Origin of the sequence: Corallococcus sp. Z5C101001 (genome assembly GCF_007352635.1) — a bacterium.
Lineage (GTDB): Bacteria > Myxococcota > Myxococcia > Myxococcales > Myxococcaceae > Corallococcus > Corallococcus silvisoli.
In genome coordinates this window covers 406,505-425,077 of record NZ_VKLU01000004.1, presented here as the reverse complement: position 1 = coordinate 425,077, position 18,573 = coordinate 406,505, and the positions used below count along the sequence as shown (strand labels likewise).

The 18,573-nt window shown below is 71.2% G+C and carries 12 protein-coding genes; 5 read left to right on the top strand and 7 right to left on the bottom strand.

The features are described from left to right. Nucleotides 1–26 precede the first annotated feature (26 nt). Genes FOF48_RS10245 through FOF48_RS10235 form a run of 3 tightly spaced genes read left to right on the top strand, consistent with a single transcriptional unit; the run spans nucleotide 27 to nucleotide 4,514 of the window. The gene (locus FOF48_RS10245; protein WP_143900398.1) at nucleotides 27–1,790 is read left to right on the top strand and encodes a SulP family inorganic anion transporter; all 1,764 of its coding nucleotides are present in this window, start codon (nucleotides 27–29) and stop codon (nucleotides 1,788–1,790) included. Nucleotides 1,791–1,794: 4 nt separating this feature from the next. Then, nucleotides 1,795–3,234 carry a hypothetical protein gene (locus tag FOF48_RS36415; RefSeq protein WP_186001849.1) on the top strand — a complete coding sequence of 480 codons (1,440 nt, stop codon included), beginning with the start codon at nucleotides 1,795–1,797 and terminating at the stop codon, nucleotides 3,232–3,234. Further along, on the top strand, nucleotides 3,231–4,514 hold the full coding sequence (locus tag FOF48_RS10235; protein WP_143900396.1) for a threonine/serine exporter ThrE family protein: 1,284 nt from the start codon (nucleotides 3,231–3,233) through the stop codon (nucleotides 4,512–4,514). The genes FOF48_RS36415 and FOF48_RS10235 overlap by 4 nt, the downstream gene beginning before the upstream one ends. On the opposite strand, the gene FOF48_RS10230 is transcribed toward FOF48_RS10235, so the two are convergent. From FOF48_RS10230 to FOF48_RS10205, 6 genes are all read right to left on the bottom strand, one after another. Next, nucleotides 4,511–5,527, bottom strand: a complete 1,017-nt coding sequence (locus FOF48_RS10230) for a formylglycine-generating enzyme family protein (protein WP_143900394.1) — start codon at nucleotides 5,525–5,527, stop codon at nucleotides 4,511–4,513. The genes FOF48_RS10235 and FOF48_RS10230 overlap by 4 nt on opposite strands. Before the next feature lie 122 nt (nucleotides 5,528–5,649). Further along, entirely contained in the window at nucleotides 5,650–7,320 is a 1,671-nt protein-coding gene (locus tag FOF48_RS10225; RefSeq protein ID WP_143900392.1) for an arylsulfatase, read from the bottom strand. Nucleotides 7,321–7,352: 32 nt separating this feature from the next. Then, complete coding sequence (locus tag FOF48_RS10220; RefSeq protein WP_143900390.1) at nucleotides 7,353–9,293, bottom strand: SulP family inorganic anion transporter; 1,941 nt, start codon at nucleotides 9,291–9,293, stop codon at nucleotides 7,353–7,355. A gap of 75 nt (nucleotides 9,294–9,368) precedes the next feature. Beyond that, nucleotides 9,369–10,412: a hypothetical protein gene (locus tag FOF48_RS10215; protein ID WP_143900389.1), complete on the bottom strand. Its 1,044-nt coding sequence runs from the start codon at nucleotides 10,410–10,412 to the stop codon at nucleotides 9,369–9,371. A gap of 84 nt (nucleotides 10,413–10,496) precedes the next feature. Next, nucleotides 10,497–12,332 (bottom strand): aspartate:alanine exchanger family transporter, encoded by a 1,836-nt coding sequence (locus FOF48_RS10210; RefSeq protein WP_143900387.1) that lies wholly within the window; start codon nucleotides 12,330–12,332, stop codon nucleotides 10,497–10,499. A 23-nt stretch (nucleotides 12,333–12,355) separates the two neighbouring features. Further along, nucleotides 12,356–13,747: a glutamate decarboxylase gene (locus FOF48_RS10205; RefSeq protein ID WP_143900385.1), complete on the bottom strand. Its 1,392-nt coding sequence runs from the start codon at nucleotides 13,745–13,747 to the stop codon at nucleotides 12,356–12,358. 186 nt (nucleotides 13,748–13,933) lie between these two features. On the opposite strand from FOF48_RS10205, the gene glsA reads away from it, so the two are divergent. Next, nucleotides 13,934–15,076 (top strand): glutaminase A, encoded by a 1,143-nt coding sequence (gene glsA, locus FOF48_RS10200; protein ID WP_143900384.1) that lies wholly within the window; start codon nucleotides 13,934–13,936, stop codon nucleotides 15,074–15,076. Nucleotides 15,077–15,173: 97 nt separating this feature from the next. Further along, nucleotides 15,174–16,370 (top strand): hypothetical protein, encoded by a 1,197-nt coding sequence (locus FOF48_RS10195; protein ID WP_143900382.1) that lies wholly within the window; start codon nucleotides 15,174–15,176, stop codon nucleotides 16,368–16,370. A gap of 14 nt (nucleotides 16,371–16,384) precedes the next feature. On the opposite strand, the gene FOF48_RS10190 is transcribed toward FOF48_RS10195, so the two are convergent. Further along, nucleotides 16,385–18,535, bottom strand: coding sequence for a hypothetical protein (locus tag FOF48_RS10190; protein WP_143900380.1), 2,151 nt, complete (start codon nucleotides 18,533–18,535; stop codon nucleotides 16,385–16,387). Between the last annotated feature and the right edge of the window lie 38 nt (nucleotides 18,536–18,573).

Sequence of the window (18,573 nt, the reverse complement as noted above, 5' to 3'; positions counted from 1 at the left end):
GTGACGGTGAGAGAGGTGGACGGGCCATGCAGCGCACTTCGGCCACGCTCGGGCGGCTCTTGCGGCGTGCGCTGCCCGGCGTCGAGCAGGCGCTCACGTATCGGCGCGAGTGGCTGCGCACGGACGCGCTGGCGGCGCTCACCGTGGGCGCCATGCTCATCCCCCAGGGGTTGGCCTATGCGCAGATCGTCGGCGCGCGGCCGGTGGCGGGGCTGTACGCGGGCGTCTTCGCGATGCTGGCCTACGCGCTGTTCGGCCCGTCGCGGCACCTGCTGCTCGGGCCGGAGGCGGGCTCGTCCATCCTCACCGCGACGGCGATGGCCCCGCTGCTGGCCAGCGGCGGGCCGGAGCGGCTGGCGTCGCTCGCGGCCCTGCTGGCGTTGATGGTGGGCGTGGTGAGCCTCATCGGCGGGCTGTGCCGCGCCGGGGCGCTCGCGGACTTCCTGTCGCGGCCCATCCTCATCGGCTACGTCAACGGCGCGGCGCTCATCATCATTGGCAGCCAGCTGGCCCGGATGCTCGGGCTGGAGCGCAAGTCGAACGCCTTCACCGGGCAGTTGTCGGAGGTGGCGGCGAACGTGGGCCACACGCACGTGCCCACGCTGCTGCTGGGGCTGGCCGTCGTCACGGCGCTGGTGGAGATGCGCCACTGGCTGCCGCGCTGGCCCGCGCCGCTGGTGATGGTGGTCGTCACCACGCTGCTGGCGTGGTGGTTCCAACTGGACAACGGGGGCGTGAAGGTGGTGGGCCGCATCTCCGCGGCGGCGCCCGCGTTCGGCCTGCCCGCCGTCGGCTTCTCCGACGTGCGCGAGCTCCTGCCGGCGGCCTTCAGCCTCGCGCTCGTGAACTACGCCAGCTCCGTGCTCACGGGCCGCATCTACGCGGACCGCTTCGGCTACCGGCTGGACGCGAACCAGGAGTTCTTCGGACAGGCGGCGGCCAACCTCCTCACCGGCCTCACGCAGGGCTTCCCGGTGACGGGCAGCGACTCCCGCACGGCGGTCAACGCATCCATGAAGGGGCGCACGCAGGCGGTGGGCGTGGGCGCGGCGGGGGTGGTGCTGCTGTTCAGCCTGTTCCTCACGCCGCTCCTGGAGAAGCTGCCCCTGGTCACGCTGGGGGCCATCGTCATCGTCGCGGCGGTGTACCTGCTGCAGGTGCAGCCCGTCGTCCGGCTGTGGCGGATCCGGCCGGTGGAGGCGCTGCTCGCGGTGGTGACGACGCTGGGCGTGCTGCTGCTGGGCATCCTGCAGGGCATCCTCATCGCGGTGGCGCTGTCGCTGGTGGACCTCATCCGCCGCGCGGCGCACCCCCACGACGCCATCCTGGGCGAGCGCGAGGGCGTGCCCGGCTGGCACGACGTGGAGGGCCACGCGGACGCGGAGACGGTGCCCGGCCTCGTCGTCTACCGCTTCGACGCGCCCCTCTTCTTCGCCAACGCCCGCTTCCTGCGCGAACAGGTGCGCAAGCTGGTGGCGGAGTCCCGCGCCCCGGTGGAGTGGTTCGTGCTGGATGCCTCCTCCGTGTTCGACCTGGACATCACCGCCGCGGAGAGCCTGGAGAAGGTGCGACGCGAGCTGGAGGACGAGGGCATCGTGCTCGCCGTGGCCCAGGCGCGGGGCCCCATGCGCGTGGTGCTCCGGCGCTCGGGGCTGCTCGCGCGGCTGGGGCACGACCGGCTCTACCCCACGGTGGGCTCCGCCGTGCGTGCCTACCTGGAGGCGCGAGGCGGAGCGCCCGAGGGCACGCGGACCTCCCAGCCGCCCCTTCCACCCGAACAGGTGCACTGACGCCATGGCTCCACTCCCCTCACCAGCGCTGCTCCGCGTCGCGGTGCTGGGCTTGCTGCTGTCCGCCCCGGCGCTGGCGCAGGACGCGCACTACACCACCCGGCAGTTCGGCAACCGGGCGTGGCTGCTGGGAGGCGCCTTCGTGGGCAACCCGGGTGACATCAGCGCCGTCTATTACAACCCCGGCGCGCTCGGCATCCTGGGGACGCCGGAGCTGGAGCTCACCGGCAGCGTGTATGAGTTCGCCCGCCTCAAGGTGGAGGATGGCCTGGGGCGGGGCCGGGCCCTGTCCGACTCCAACGTGAGCGTGCTCCCGTCGCTCATCGCGGGCTCGCTCCGCTTCGACTTCCTGGGGAAGTCCAAGCTGGCCTATTCGCTGCTCACGCGCCAGGGCGTCTCCTTCAGCCTCGAGTCGCGCGACACGCGCACGGGCGTGGACCTGGCGGGCGTGGGGGGCATGGACGCGCTGTCCACGGACGTGCGGCTGGACCAGTCCGTGAGCGAGTACTGGGCGGGGCTGTCCTGGGCCGTGCCCATCGGCGGTCACCTGGGCCTGGGCCTGAGTCCCTTCCTCGCGTTCCGGCAGCAGGAGCTGCGCTTCCAGACGCTGGCGGAGGGCTCCGGTGCCGCGGGCCAGCAGCTGCTGGCGACGCTGGGCAGGGACGTGCAACTGCAACACCTCCGCGTGCTCCTGAAGGTGGGGGCCAGCTACCAGGATGGGCCGTGGGCCGTGGGGCTGGCGGTGACGACGCCGAGCCTGGGGCTCTGGGGGCAGGGCTCGGCGGGATACCAGCGCGCCATCCTGACGCAGGGGTTCGACGTGGCGACCCCCGCGCCCGTGTTCGACTTCCAGGAGGGCCTCGCGGCGCGCTTCCGCAGCCCGTGGAGCGCGGCGCTCGGGGCGAGCCGGAGGTTCCGCTCCACCACGGTGTACCTGTCCCTGGAGGGCTACGCGCGCGTCACGCCGCTCACGCTGGTGGACAGCGCGCCCATCGTCCCTCGCGGCTCGACGGAGTCCATCGACGGGGACTTCGACCTGGCGCTCAAGCCGGTGCTGAACGCGGCGCTGGGCGTGGAGCAGCGGCTGGGCGAGCAGGTGCGGGTGTACCTGAGCGGGCACACGGACTTCAGCGCGCTGGCGCGGACCCCGGCGACGAACGCGCTGCTCGGGGCCTGGGACCTGTACCACGTGGCCTCGGGCGTGCACTGGGGACACGGCCGGACGCGCTTCACGCTGGGCGGCGACGTGGCGTGGGGCGGCAAGCAGTCCCAGCGGCTGGCGGACGCGCTCCGGGAGTCGGGAATCGCGTCCTCGGTGGACAGCCTGGACGTGCGCTCCTTTCAGGTGACCCTGCTGATTGGCGCCACCTTCTCGTTCGCACCCAGTGAGGGCGAGGGCGCCGGGCCCGCCACGGGGAATGACACTGGCGCGGAGGCCCCATGACCCTGGAGCGCGAAGCGGACGGAGCGATGGAGGCACAGACGGCCTTCCTCCTGGACCTCGCCAGGGCCTTGCACCTGGCCTATCAGCCAGCGCTCCTGGTGGAGGCGCGCGTGAGGCGCGTGGCGGAGGCCTGGGGGCTCCAGGCGGAGGTCTTCACCCTCCAGAGTCTGGCGATGACGCAGGTGATGGCCGGACGGCGGCCCCGCGTGGCCTTCGCGCGCCTGCCCTTCAATCCCCACTGGAACCTGGGCCGGGCCGCGGCGCTGCTGCGGCTGTCGGACGCGGTCGCGGAGGGGCGCGTGCTCCTGCCCGAGGCCCGCGCGGAGCTGGACCGCATCGAGTCCAGCCCGCCCGCCTACCCCGAATGGCTCGTGTTCCTGGCGTATGGCGTGTACGGCGCGGCCGTGGCCGCCCGGGTGGGTGGGGCGTGGCTGGAGATGGGGGTGGCCTTCTTCGTGGGCGTCGTCGCGGGGCTCATCCACTTCGGCACGCTGCGCTCGCAGCGGATGGACCTGCAGAAGAGCTTCCTCGCGGCCTTCCTGGGGACGCTGGTGGCGTTCGGCTTCACGTTCATCCTGCCCCGCTTCGACGCGGTGCGAGCGCTGTTCGGCGGCGCCACGCTGCTGGTGCCCGCGATGGTGGTGACGCTGGGCTCGCTGGAGCTGGCCACTGAATCGGTGGAGGCGGGGCTGCCCCGGCTCGCCTATGGCCTGCTGCGCTTCCTGATGCTGGGCGTGGGCATCGCCGCGGCGGGGACGCTCTGGAGCTTCGCCTGGCCCTTGCCTCCACCCGCCGCGGCGCAGGCGCTGCCGCCCCTGCTCACGTTCCTCCTGGTCGCGATCGGCGGCGTGGCGCTGTCGGTGTGCATGTCCGGACGGCCGCGCGACGTGGGGTGGATCGTCGGCGCGGTGCTGCTCGCGTACGGGACGCAGGCGATGGCCAAGGCGCTGCTGGGGGACCGGGGCAGTCCGCTGCTGGCCGCGTTCGTGCTGGGCGTGGTGGGGCTGCTCTACGGGCGCCGGAAGGACCGGATGCCGATGACGCTGATCATGCCCGGGCTGTTGCAGCTCGCGCCGGGCTTCGTGGGCACGCAGGCCATCGTCGCGCTCCTGGGCGTGACGAGCGCGGGCGCGAGCGACGCCCGGCTCTTCAACGTGCTGCTGGTGGCGCTCCAGCTGGTGCTGGGGCTCGTGTTCGCCACGGTGGTGGTGCCGCCGCGCCTCTCCGTGGACCGCGAACCGCGGCGGCCCTCCGGCACCGGAGCCGCGCGCGGCGGTTAGGGCGCGGGCGGACGCACGATGCAGCGGAAGCCGATGTGGCTGGCCCCGCTGTCCACGGCCTGCGGCGAGCGCGCGGCGGGCCGGTAGCGGCGGCAGTAGTTGGGCGCGCACAGGTAGCTGCCGCCCTTGAGCACGCGGCGCGGAATGGTGACGGCCGGCGTGGAGGGGTCCTGGCTGCCCTGGGCCGTCGCGGGGCCGCGCGGGTTGACGGGGATGCAGCACGCCTTGCCGGGGTGGCCCTGGTGGCGCTCGTGGTACCAGTCGGTGGTCCACTCCCAGACGTTGCCGGCCATCTCATGCAGGCCATAGCCATTGGGAGGGAAGCTGCCCACGGGGCAGGTGCCTTCGTGGCCGTCCTCGCGCAGGTTCTGCCACGGGAAGTAGCCCTGCCATGTGTTGGCCAGGTGTTCCCCGTGGGGCGTGAAGTCATTGCCCCAGCAGAACTCGTTGCGGTCCAGGCCTCCGCGCGCGGCGCGCTCCCACTCCGCTTCGGTGGGCAGGGCCTTGCCGGCCCAGGTGGCGTACGCCTCCGCGTCCTCATAGGCGATGTGGACGACGGGGTGGTCGCGGCGGTGCTTCACGGAGCTGCGGAGGCCCTCGGGGTGCTTCCAGCTGGCTCCGGGGACGTAGCTCCACCAGTTCGCCACGTTGCCCAGGTCCACGGGCTGCTTCGCCTTCTGGAAGACGAGCGAGCCGGGCACCAGCGACTCCGGCGTCGCGCCCGGGTAGTCCGCCGCGACGAGCGGACGCTGCGCGACGGTGACGTAGCCGGTCTGCTCCACGAAGCGGGCGAACTGCTCGTTGGTCACAGTGTAGCGGTCCATCCAGAAGCCGGAGACGGTCACCTGATGGGCCGGAGCCTCCTCCGGATAGTGATGGTCGGAGCCCATCCAGTAGGTGCCGCCGGGGATCCACACCATGTCCGGAGAGGGGGCGCGGCCCGGGCGCGCGGTGGTGTCGGTGGGCTCGACGTCGGGCGTGACGGCGGAGTCGCGGGGTTCGTTCCTGTGCATGGCCTGGGGCCTCCGTGCCGAACATCCGGCCCGGCGCGGGGAATGACACTCGCACCGGAGAACAGGAGCGGTGTCGGGCAGTGGAGGAATGGCGCCCCTCCACCGCCCGGCGCCGCCTGGGGCTACGCGTGAGACTGCTGGACGCGGTGGATGAGCTGCTCCACTTCATTGGCCAGCGACATCACCTGGGCGCCGATGCTCGGCTCGTCCTTGTGCTTGCGCGCCTCCTCGATCTTCCGCTGCACGCGCTCCTTCATCGGCCCGATGCTCAGGCTGCCCGGCGCCTGGCTGGGCAGGAACTCGAGGAGGCTCTCCGCGAACTGCCGCATCAGCATCTGCGCGGGCACGAAGGTGAACATGCGCTCGCCATACCACTGCGTGTAGAGCCCCGAGTGCGGCCCGTACTCGAAGGGGTCCGAGCGCAGGTTGATGAGGTAGGGCCACGCGGGGTTGAAGCGCTTGCCGCTGAACCACATGTCCGGCCCTTCGCCGTCCTGGTAGCTGAAGATGACCTTCCAGTCCTTGTAGCGCACCGCCGCGACGTTGCCGCTGTCGAGCACGTAGATGAACTGGTCGCGGTTGCCCGGCGCCGTGCCCGCCAGGAGCGCGTTCTGGTCGTACCCATCCAGATGGACCTTGAACGTCTTGTCGCCGATCTTGTAGCCGCGCTTGCACTTCTCCACGAGGTCCGTGGGGCCGCCCGCCGCGGCCACCAGCGTGGGCATCCAGTCCTCGTGCGCGAAGATGTCATTGATGATGCGCCCCGGCTCCACCACGCCCGGCCAGCGCACCACGCACGGCACGCGCACGCCGCCCTCCCACGTCGAGCCCTTCTCACCGCGGAACGGGCAGTTGCCGCCGTCCGGCCAGCCCATCTTCTCCGCGCCGTTGTCGGTGGAGAACACCACCAGCGTGTCGTCCGCGATGCCCAGCTCATCGAGCTTGTCCAGCAGCACCCCGACGATGTCGTCCAGCTCCCGCATCGCGTCCGCGTAGAGGCCGTAGCCGGTGGCGTTCTGGTACTTCTTCTGGAGGTAGGTCCAGACGTGGGTGCGCGTGGTGTTGTGCCAGAGGAAGAACGGCTTGCCCTCCTTCACCGCGCGCTCCATGAAGTCCAGCGTCCCCTGGAGGAACTCGCCGTCCACCGTCTCCATTCGCTTCCGGGTGAGCGCGCCGGTGTCCTCGATGCGCTGCTTGCCCACCACGCCCCAGCGAGGGTCCTCGGTGGCGTCGTTGCGCTCGGTGGCCCAGGCGTGCAGCACGCCGCGCGGGCCGAAGCGCTCCTTGAAGGCCGGGTCCTTCGGGTAGTCGGGGCACTCCGGCTCGTTCTCCGCGTTGAGGTGGTAGAGGTTGCCGAAGAACTCGTCGAAGCCGTGCACCGTGGGCAGGTAGGGGTTGGAGTCGCCCAGGTGGTTCTTGCCGAACTGGCCGCAGGTGTAGCCCAGCGGCTTGAGCATCTCCGCGATGGTGGGGTCGGAGTCCTGGAGGCCGTACTTGGCCCCGGGCATGCCGATGGTGGTGAGCCCCGTGCGCAGCGGGTTCATGCCGGTGATGAACGCCGCGCGGCCCGCGGTGCAGCTCTGCTGGCCGTAGCAGTCCGTCATCAGCGCGCCTTGCTTCGCGATGCGGTCGATGTTGGGCGTGCGGTAGCCCATCATCCCCTGGTTGTAGGCGCTGATGTTCCAGTAGCCGATGTCGTCGCCCCAGATGACCAGGATGTTGGGTTTGCGCTTCTCGTGCTTGCCGTGGCCATTGCCATTGCCCGTGGACTTCGTCTTGCCAGTGGTCGCCATGTGCCGCACTCCTTTGCGTTGGGGGGACTGCTTCAGTGCGTGGGGCCGCGGGGGCCCCCGTCGTCGTCGGATGGCGGGTGCGGCAGGTGGTCGAGCAGCCTCCGCATCCGCGACTCCGCTTCGTCCAACTGGACGAGCAGGTCCTTCTGTCGGTGGCGCTCCTCGCCGTGCAGCGTCGCGCCAGCCTCGTCCACGCGCGCGCGCACCAGGTCCAGGCCGTCGTGGATGAGGCGCCATTCCTGCCAGGCCTGGGATTCGTGGCGCGCCATCCACGCCTCCACGCCCGTGCTCACCTGCGGGTAGACATTCTGGGCGCCCACCTTCTCCAGGACGCCCGTGCGCTCCAGCATCCGGTGCGTGGGCGCGTGCACGCGCGCCAGGGCCAGGGTGATGCCCCGGTGGGACAGGTCCTCGTGCAGGCCGGCCAGCATGTCCGCGCCCGGCACGTCCAGGTCGTCCGTCAGCTCCAGGTCCAGCAGCACCTCGCGCACCGGCGAGGCCGCGTCGCGCACGCGGACGAGCACCTCGTCCCGGAGGGACGTCGCGTTGGCGAAGAAGAGGCCTTCCTCCGGCCGGAAGACGTGGAGGCCGGGCAGGGTGATGGCGGAGGACTCGCGGTGGGTCGCCGCCAGGTCCAGCGTCCCCGGCACGCGGCCCAGCTCGCTCAGGCGCGGGCGGCTGGCGCGGTAGACGGTGAGGAACAGCGACACGCCCACCGCGATGAGCAGGCCGGGGAGCACGTCGAAGGCCAGCACGCCCAGCAACGCCACCGCCGCGCCCAGGAAGTCCGCGCGGCGCAGGTGGGCCAGCCGCGCCAGCTCCTTCACGTCCATCATCCCCAGGATGGCCACCACCACGATGGCGCCCAGCGTGGCCTCGGGCAGCGCGCGGAACAGGCCGGTGAGGAAGAGGGCCACGAGCAGCGTCAGGCCCGCCGTCACCAGCGATGACACCTGCGTGGTGGAGCCCGCCTGATCATTGGCGGCGGACTTGGACAGGCTGCACCCCATGCCGAAGCCCCGGAAGAGGCCGCCGCCCACGTTCGCGGCGCCCAGGCCCACCAGCTCCCGGTTGGGGTCCACCTCGTAGCCGTGCTTCGCCGCGAACATGCGCGCCGGGCCAATGGCCTCCGCGAACGCCACCAGCGCGATGCCGCACGCCCCCGGCAGCAGCTTCAAGAGGTCCTGCCAGCCCACGCCCGGAGGCAGCCGGGGGGACACGAGCCCGGAGGGGATGGGCCCCACGATGGCCACCCCCTTCGCGTCCAGGTGCAGCAGCGCGGACACGGCGATGCCCAGCACCAGCACCGCGAGCGCGGCGGGGATGCGCCGGGACACCCTCCCCAACAGGAGCAGCGCCGCGATGCTCGACGCGCCCACGACGAGCGTCAGCGGGTGGGTCTGTCCCAGGTGGGAGAGGATGAAGCCCAGCCGTTCGAAGAAGCCGCCCTTGGCGCCTTCGATGCCAAGGAGCTTGGGCACCTGCTTGATGGCGATGATGAGCGCCAGCCCGAACACGAAGCCGCTGAGCACGGAGGCGGAGAAGAACTGCGCGACGCGGCCCAGCTTCAGCACGCCCGCCAGCGCCGCGACGGCGCCCGCCAGCAGCGCCAGCGCGGCGGTGAGGGCCACGAAGCGCGGGGACCCCTGCTGCGCCAGCGCGCCCACCGTGGCGGCGGAGAGCACCGACACGCTGGCGGACACCGCGACGATGAGCTGGCGCGAGCTGCCGAACAGCGCGTAGAGCGCCAGCGCCGCGGGCGTGGAGTACAGCGCCGCCTGAGGCGGGAGTCCGGCGAGCTGCGCGTAGGCCATGCCCTCCGGGATGTGCAGCGCCGTCACCGTGAGCGCGCCCACCAGGTCCTTCTTCAGCCGCGCCCGGTCGTAGCCGTGCAGCGAGGCCACGAAGGGGCTGACGCGGGCAAGCCACGAGGCGTGGCCCCGCGCGGCGGGCGGGTGTGGAGCTTCTCCCATGGGGACGATGTGGCCACCCGGATGGGCAGGATCATCGTCCCGGGAGTGGGGACGGACGGGCCGCCGGGGGCCGGGTCAGAAGATGTAGCGGAGGATGAGCTGGCCGTAGGAGAGCTTGGGGTCGCCCGACACCATCGTCTCGTCCTCCGTATCCAACCCCTGCAGGGGGGCCAGCTTGAGCGTGGTCGCCGCGCCCACGCCGAACTGCAGGTGCTGGCGACCGGAGTAGTAGACGCCCAGCGCGAGCGTGCTCGAGTGGAGGGTGCGGTGGGGCAGGTCCACGAACGTCTGCCTCCCGGTGCGGAAGAGGTACTCGCCCATCACCGCGATGGGGATGCCCAGCGCGGGGCGCAGGTCCGCCGTCAGCGCCGCGGACAGGTCCACCCGCACGGCGTACGTGTCCTGCACCACGCGGCCGCCCGCCACGGCGTCGAAGGGCTCGCGCTTCTGCCACGCGTACTCCGCGGAGGCGGAGGCCTGGACGGAGAAGCTGGCTCCCAGCGCCTGCGCCAGGTACACGCCGCCATTGACGGTCGTCTCGGAGGAGGGCACCTGCAGGTACTGGGCGATGTCGCCGTTGAACACGTCGTCCAGCGTCAGGAGCGGGTTGTTGATGATGGCCCGCGTGAAGGGCAGCAGCGTCAGGCTCCTCCCCTTGTCGTAGCCCCCATTGGCGCGGAGGGAGACCTGGGAGCCGCTCGCCTCGTTGCGGAGCAGCCGCAGCACCAGCCCCGCCTGGCCCACCAGGTCCACCGAACCCCCGCGGGCGATGAGCGCCGGAGGCGTGGACCCCAGGATGCCGACGCCTTGCGCGAAGCCCGCCAGGGCCAGCCAGTCCGTGAGCCGCAGGCCCACGTCCAGCGTCTCCTGGAACCCCAGGAGCAGGGCGTCCAGCCGGCGGGTGTCTCCCACGGGCACGTCCGGCACGTGGTAGCGCGCGATGCCGGTGCGCATGCCGATGTGCGTGGTGACCAGCGCGCTCTGCTGCAGGATGGGCAGCTCGAAGAGGTGGCCGCTCAGCATCCGGTCACGGAGCGGCCGGCACTCCTCCGCGGATTGGGCATCGGCCGTCAGGACGGGCGCGAGCAAGAGGGCCAGGGCCAGGAGCGGAGTTCGCATGCCGGCGAACGTGGGAGGGCCCCCGTGATGACGGTATTGCCCGCCCCGCCCTTGCGTCCGTCGGCGGCAGAACGCCCGCGCCTGTCAGCCCATCAGCGCGAAGAGGTAGCAGATGAGCGTGAGCAGCAGGTTCGACACCGCGAACGTCACCGGATAGCCGATGGCCGGGATGATGCTGTGGGTGGCCTCCTGCGACGCCCGCATGCCGGCGCTGTTGCACCGCGCGCCCGCGACGGCGCCCATCAGCACGGCGGTGTTCATCTTCATCACGTACTGGCCCACCGCCCACGCGACGATGGGCGGCACCAGCGCCGCGACGAGGCCCACGACGAGGATGGGCGTCAGCGTCCCCCCCGCGACGGCGCTCGCCACGCCCGCGCCCGCGTTGATGCCCAGGATGGCGATGAAGACGTTGAGGCCCAGGTCCTCCAGCAGCTCGCGCGCCGCCTCCGGGAACGGGCCGCCCAGCGCCGGGTTGTGGGTGCGCAGGATGCTCAAGCCGATGCTCACGATGAGCAGGCCCACCGCGGAGCCCAGGCTGAACTTCACCCCGCCCACGGGCACGGTGATGGCGCCCAGCAACGCGCCCAACGACAACCCCAGCGCCAGGGTGATGATGTCCGTCACCAGGCTGGGCCGCACCACGCGCCCCACGCGCTTCTGGATGGCGTCCAGGCGCCGGCGGCTGCCCGTCACGCGCAGCACGTCACCCCGGCGGATGACCACGTCACGGCCAATGGGCAGCTCGTCGCCGCCGCGAAAGAGCGCGTTGAGGTACAGGCCGTGGCCCTCCTCGCGGGCCAGCTCCCCCAGCGAGTGCCCCACGAGGTCCGCCTTGTGGGCGACGATCTCCATCGTCTCGACGTGCACGTCCCCCAGCCGCGAATCCACCTCCGGCCCGATGCGCTCGGGCCCGGCGAGGAGCAGCCCCACCGGGCCGGCCACGGCGACCTCGTCCCCCCGGTGCAGCACCAGGCCGTCCTCGGGCAGGTAGACGCGGCCCGCGTGCAGCACCCGCTCGATGCCGGCGCGCGGGGCCCGCGGACTCAGCTGCTGGAGCGAGCGCCCCTCCACCTCCGGGCTCTCCACGCGGAACACGCGCACGTGCAGCGGCGCGTTGCCCCGGAGGAAGGACTCGGCGGTGCCCGGCAGCGGGTCCTGCTGCTCTCCGGCCAGCTCCTTCTCCATCGCCTTCGCGTCCGCCACCGCGTCCCGGCCGAACATCCCGGGCAGCACCTTGGCCATCACGGTGAAGAGCACCATGCTGACGGAGTAGAGCAGCGCGTAGGACGTCGTCAGGTTCGCTCGCGCCTGCTCCAGCGTCGCGCCACCGGTGAGCTTCACCGCGCCGCTGGCCAGGGCGGACTGCGCCGCGCCGAAGCCCGGCGTCGCGGTGTTCGCGCCGGAGAGGATGCCGGCCACGAGCCCCGGCTGGAGGTGGAAGACGAACCGGGACAGGTACACCAGCAGCGACGACAGCAGCGGCACCAGCAGCGCCAGCACCAGCAGGTGGCGCCCCTCGCGCTGGATGCCGCCAATGAACTGCGGCCCCACCTTCATCCCGATGGCGAAGATGAAGAGGTTGAAGAACACCGTGCTGGTGAACTCCGGGATGGCATAGGTGATGTGGAAGGCCTGATAGGCCCAGAGGCTCACCACCATCCCCAGCAGCAGCGTGGCCGCGGTGGCGCCCAGGCCCACGCCCTTCACCTGCACCTTGCCCAGCGCGTAGCCCCCCGCGATGACCAGGAACAGCAGGATGAAGGGCTGCTTGCCCAGCGCCGCGAGCAGCACCCCGAACGGGCCATGCGGCCGGGGGGGCGCGGCCGGGGCCGGAGCCCCCTGGGCGAAGGCGACGACCGCCAGCCCCACGGCCACCGCCCCCACCAGCAGCGCGGTGTGGCGTGTGATGACTCGCATCGGGACGCTCCCTGTCGCGGACTTCAGTGGTGGTAGCCGGAGGCCTCTTCCTTCGTCATGGGCGTGCTCACCGGGTGGCGGCGGAAGTGCTCGATGCAGGCGACCAGGTCGTGCACCAGCAGCGTGGCCAGGTCCCGGCTCACGCCGTGGCGCACCAGCACGCGCTGCACCACCAGGTCCTGGAGGTTGGCGGGCATGGGATAGGCGGGCACCTGCCAGCCGCGCTCGCGCATCCGGTCCGCCAGGTCATAGAGCGTGAAGCCCGGCTTGACGCCATCCTTCAGCTTCCAGCACACGCCGGGCACGCCGCCCCGGCCGTCGTAGAGGATGTCGAAGAGGCCAATCTGTTCGATGGCCAGCGACATGAAGTTCGCCGTGTCCGAACAGGACTGCTGGACGCGCCGGTAGCCTTCCTTCCCCAGCCTCAGGAAGTTGTAGTACTGGATGACGATCTGCCCGCCCGGCCGGGAGAAGTTCAGCGCGAACGTCGGCATGTCCCCGCCCAGGTAGTCCACGCGGAACACCAGCTCCTCCGGCAGGTCGCTCCGGTCGCGCCACACCACCCAGCCGCAGCCCAGCGGCGTCAGGCCGAACTTGTGGCCGGAGGCGTTGATGGACTTCACCCGCTCCAGGCGGAAGTCCCACACCACGTCCTTGTGGATGAAGGGCGCGATGAAGCCTCCGCTCGCCGCGTCCACGTGGATGGGGATGTCCAGCCCCGTGCGGCGCTGGAGGTCGTCCAGCGCGTCGGCGATGGCCTTCACCGGCTCGTAGACGAGGTTGAAGGTGATGCCCAGCGTGGGCACGACGCCGATGGTGTTCTCGTCGCAGGCCTTGAGCACCTCCTCCGGCGTCAGCGTCATCCGGCCGGGGGCGAGCGGCACCTGCCGCAGCTCCACGTCGAAGTAGCGCGCGAACTTGTGCCAGCAGATCTGCACCGGGCCGCAAATGAGGTTGGGCTTGTCCGTGGGCTTGCCTTCGGCCTCGCGGCGCTTGCGCCAGCGCCACTTGAGGGCCAGCCCGCCCAGCATGGCCGCCTCGCTGGAGCCGGTGGTGGAGGTGCCCAGGGTGTCGCTCGCGTCGGGCGCGTGCCAGAGGTCGGCGAGCATGTTCACGCAGCGCGTTTCAATCTCCGCGGTCTGCGGGTACTCGTCCTTGTCGATCATGTTCTTGTCCAGGCACTCGTCCATCAGCCGGTGCACCTGGGGCTCGGACCACGTCTGGCAGAAGGTGGCCAGGTTCTGCCGCGAGTTGCCGTCCAGCAGCAGCTCGTCATGCACCACCGCGTAGGCGTGCTCCGCGCTGTGCTCGTCATCCGGGATGCGGAACTTGGGCATCGGGACGGACAGGTCGGGTGACGCGTAGACGTCGTCGTTGATGCGTGCGCGGACTTCGTCCTTCCCATGCAGTGGCATGCGCGCTCCTTGGCGGCGGGTGGGGCGTACGAAAGGTGAGATGGCGCGTGCCGGGGACGGGGGCCTCGTCCCACGGTGGGGGACGGCCAGTGGCGCGTCCGCCCGTTCCACCCGGAGGGCGTGCGTTGCCCGACAGGGCCCTGCGTCTCCAGGGTGAACCGCACGCAAGGCAAGGGAGGACGGTCCATGTCGAAGGCCACGGGGTGCGGGATGCGGCGGGCGGTGATTGCGCTCGCTTGTGCGGTGGGGCTGCTGGGGGCGCCGGGTGCGGGGTTCGCCCAGAACGGGGCGCCCGCGCAGGCGCGGAAGACCCCGCGGGCGGCAACGGACGCGGACGTGTCCTCCGCGGAGGCGAAGGACGCGCTGCGACGGGCCCATGCCCGCTACCAGGGCGTGAAGAGCGGCAAGAACGCGGACTACATCCCGTCGCTGGCGAAGGTGGACCCCAACCTCTTCGGCATCGTGCTGGTGACGGTGGACGGGCGCGTCTTCTCCGTGGGGGACGCCGAGCACCCCTTCGCCATCGAGTCCGTGTCCAAGCCCTTCACCCTGGCGCGCGTCCTCCAGGACGTGGGGGCGGACACGGTGGAGAAGAAGATTGGCACCAACGCCACGGGCGAACCCTTCAACTCCATCATCGCGATTGAGCAGAACCACGAGGCGAAGCGCCCGCCCGCGGGCAACCCGCTGGTGAACGCGGGCGCCATCACCGCGGTGAGCATGGTGCCGGCCCAGGACGCGGACGCGCGCTGGACGCGCATCGAGGACACGCTCAACGCCTTCGCGGGGCGCGAGCTGGACGTGAACGAGCCCGTCTACCACTCCGAGTCCGCCACCAACACGCGCAACCGCGCCATCTCCTGGCTGCTCAAGTCCTACGACGCGCTGCCCGGCGACCCCATGGAGGCGCTGGACGTCTACACGCGCCAGTGCTCGGTGAACGTCACCGCGAAGGACCTGGCCATCATGGGGGCCACGCTGGCCAACGGCGGGACGAACCCCGTCACCGGCAAGCGCGTGGTGGACTCCGACAACGCGCAGAAGGTGCTGTCGCTGATGCTCACCACCGGCCTCTATGAGAACTCCGGGGACTGGTCCTTCACCGCGGGCCTCCCCGCGAAGAGCGGCGTGGGCGGCGGCATCGTGGCGGTGGTGCCCGGCCGCTTCGCGGTGGCGACGTTCTCCCCGCCGCTGGACAAGGCGGGCAACAGCGTGCGCGGCCAGAAGGCGGTGGAGTCCATCATCACGGAGCTGGGCGGGGACCTCTTCTCCGCCACCGGCCCGAAGCAGGCGGCCCCCTCCGGCGCGGGAGTGTCCGGCTCGCGATAGCGCGAGAGACCGCGGGCGGTGATGCCGCCCGGCCCCTTGCCTCCCACCATGGCTCGGGTCCCCGCGCGAAGAGGGGGACCCGGGCGGGTGGGAGCGCATGGGCAAGCGGCAGCGGTGGGGCTGGCTGGGGCTTCTGGGGGTGCTCGCCGCGATGGGCGCGGGCGCCGCGGAGGAGGCCGAGGGCGACGACAAGCCTCCGAAGGTGGAGACGCCCCCGAAGGACAAGGGCTTCGCCGTCGAGTCGGAGGACGGCCGCTACAAGCTGGGGGCGGGGTTGCAGAGCGCCTACAAGCTGGAGCCCGTCTGGGAGAACGGCCACGCGCAGTCCCGCACGGCGTTCCCGTTCCTGCGCCCGCGCCTCTACGGCAACGTGTTCCGGCCGTGGGTCCAGTTCTGGACGTCGCTGGAGCTGGCGTCGGCGGGGGCGCCCTACCTGCTGGACTCCTACGTGGACCTGCAGCCGTGGAAGGTCCTGGGCGTGCGCGCGGGACAGCAATACACGCCCATCAGCCGGCATGAGTCGCTGGGGCCACAGCAGATCCTCTTCCCGGAGTTCGCGCCGGTCGCGAACTACTTCTGGACCGGCCGCGACAAGGGCCTGACGTTCATGGGGACCGCGAAGGCGCTGGAGTACTACGCGGGCATCTATGGCGGCTCGCCGCTGCGCTCCATCACGTCGGACCCGGGACGCTGGGTGTCCAACGCGCGGCTCACGGTGAACCCCATGGGCCCCATGGGCTATGGCGAGCTGCCGTACATCATGTCGGATGAGAAGGGCGCGCCGTTCCGCGTGTCCTTCACGGTGCAGGGCGCGGGCGGCAAGGTGGACCGCGTCGAGGAGAACTTCAACGTGGAGACGGGCGGGTTCGAGATCACCGACGAGGGCCTGCGCAAGTTCGTCACCGGCGGCGTGGACTTCATGCTCCAGGCCCAGCGCTTCACCTTCTACGCGGAGGGGTGGATCGAGCGCGTCCACCCGGAGCGGCCCTCCGGCCCGAACTTCACCAGCGTGGGCGCGTGGGCGCAGGCGGACTACGTCTTCTACAAGAAGGTGCTGGACGCGGGCGTGCGGCTGTCCTGGCTGGACGTGAGCCACGAGCTGCCCGACGACTCGCTGTATGTCCTGGAGGCGCAGCTCGCGTGGTTCGTGGACGCGCCCTTCCTGGCCTTCAAGCTGCGCTACCAGTTCGCGCACCAGCGCTCGCCGGACCCGGAGCTGCTGGGCGCGGTGAAGCTGGCCCACGACCCGGGCACCTCCAACCTGGTGACGCTCCAGCTCAACCTGGCGTTCTGAAGGGCGCGGGCGGCCTACTTCTTGGAGGGCGGTTCGCCGTGCGCCTGGATGACGCGGCGCAGGCCCATCCTCAGCTTGGCGTTGTCGGGGTTGCCGTAGAACGTCGCCTGGAGCGCGAAGCCCCTGCGGGTGTCCGAGTGGGGGTTGGCCAGCTCGGTGAAGAAGTTCGCGAGGATGCGGTCCGACAGGACGGGCAACGGACCGGACCGGGCCCGGCTCTGTGAGAGCAGCAGCTCCCAGTAGGCGGCGGACTCCGACAGGCTGGAGGCGGCGTTGTTGCAGTGCCTGGACCAGGCGGCGGCGTCCTGCCCCGGGAGGGGGTAGAAGTTCTTGCCGATGTCCTCCTGGCTCATCAGCCGCAGGTAGGGCTTCCCCAGGTTGAGGGCGAGGTTCATCGTCCCCGCGCCTTCGAAGACGCTGGGGAGATCCGCGAGGACCATGAGGCGCCCGAAGGCGAGCGACGGGATCCGTCCGAACGGCAGGATGAGGATGGGCGGGATGCGGCTCGGGTGGAAACCTCCCCGGACCAGGAACTCCGGCAGGTTCCCCGCGAGGCCCACGTCGCGGAACGCCTCGAACAGCCGGGTGCCCCCCAGGTACACATGGCGGGAGGGGAACAGCTCATCGAGCCGGCTGACGGTCGAGAAGGCCGAGCGTCCCGTCTGCACCGCGACGGCCTGGGGCTGGGGGTCTGGCGCCAGCCGGAGCCGCAGGGCCAGGTAGTCCTCCGCTGGGAGCGGCGCGAGGACGGGGATCACGACGGGCTTCAGCGGCGCGCCAGAGACGCGCAGGGTGCTGAGCCCCGCCACCAGGTTGAACAGGATGTCCGAGGCCTCGGCGACGGGGCGCCCCGCGGAGAAATAGACAGGCATCAGGGAGATGCGGTCCGCCTTGCGCAGCTCCTCGATGAACGCCATGCAGTCCCGGACGCCGGGGGGAAACTGCTTCGGGGGAAGGTCCGCCCAGCGCGGCGTGAGGTACGGGCGGGTGTCGACGTGGAGGCCCCGGTCCACGAAGGAGGGGCCGTACTCGGAGCCCCCCTCCAGCAGGACGTCGGTGTCCTTGCCGGCGCCATAGAGGATGTTCGGCGCCACGGAGCGGTCGGTCACGCCGCTCCATTGCAGGGGCTGCAGGGTGAGGAACCACTGGACCTTCAGGCTCTCGGTGGGGTTCTGGGGATCATCCCACCCGCCCGTGACGCCCAGGGGCACCTCGGCCATGGGCAGGTTCTCGAACGCGTCGAGCGAATGGAAGAGGAGCGTGGCCTTGCCCAGGCGGTGCATGGCGGCCGGCTGCTCCGGCAGCCCGGGAATGAGCCGGACGAGCTTCACCCACGTGAGCTCATCCCGGCCGGCGTTCTCCTCTTCGTCGCCCGGCGCGTAGATGACGCGCAGGAGGGTGGCGCCCAGGTCGATGAGCTCCTGGATGACCTGCACGGTCGTGGACTGGTGCCCGGAGCCGCTGCTGTCCGGGATGAAGACGCGGATCTCCTTCTGGCTGGTGACGAAGCTCCGGAGGGCGTCCTTGTCCAGGTGCCGGGCCTTGGGGCTGGAGCCGCCCTTCTTGAACCCCCAGGGGGTCTTCGCCGGAGTGGCCGACGGCAGGCCCTCGGGGCGGAAGTCCGGGGCCTCCTGCCGCAAGGCATTGAAGTGCCGCAGGTCGTAGTTCGACAGCTCCAGCAGGAGCGGGGGCGTGGTGACGCCGGGCGCCAGCACCGTCGCGACGCAGGGCGTGGGGCTGAAGATGCTGTTGCCCGTGTCGGAGTGCACGACGACGCGGAGGTTGAACACCTCGCAGAGCACCTGGATGCAGGTGTCATCGCCCCAGACCGCCTGGTGCTTCCCGCCGCCGGCCCCCTCCGCGATGGCATCGGCGTAGCCCCGAATGGAGCTGGCGCCCCGGTAGTAGACCCCGGACATCAGCTTGACCTGGATGTCATTGAGCATGCCGGCGCGGTAGTCGTTCAGCGCCGGGGTCCGGTCCCGGTAGAGCCCCTCGAGGAAGTCGCGGACCCGCTGGCGCAGCACCAGGGGATCCAGGTCGCGGCCCGCCCGGTGGAGCAGGAAGGACAGGCTGTGGAAGAGGCAGTCGCCGTCGCCCGGGGTGATGTATTCGACGTAGTTCTGCTGCTCCAGCCGCCGGAAGCCGATGATGATGTAAGGCATGCGCCCTCGCTCGGCGCCCGACGTTAGCGGGTCATGTC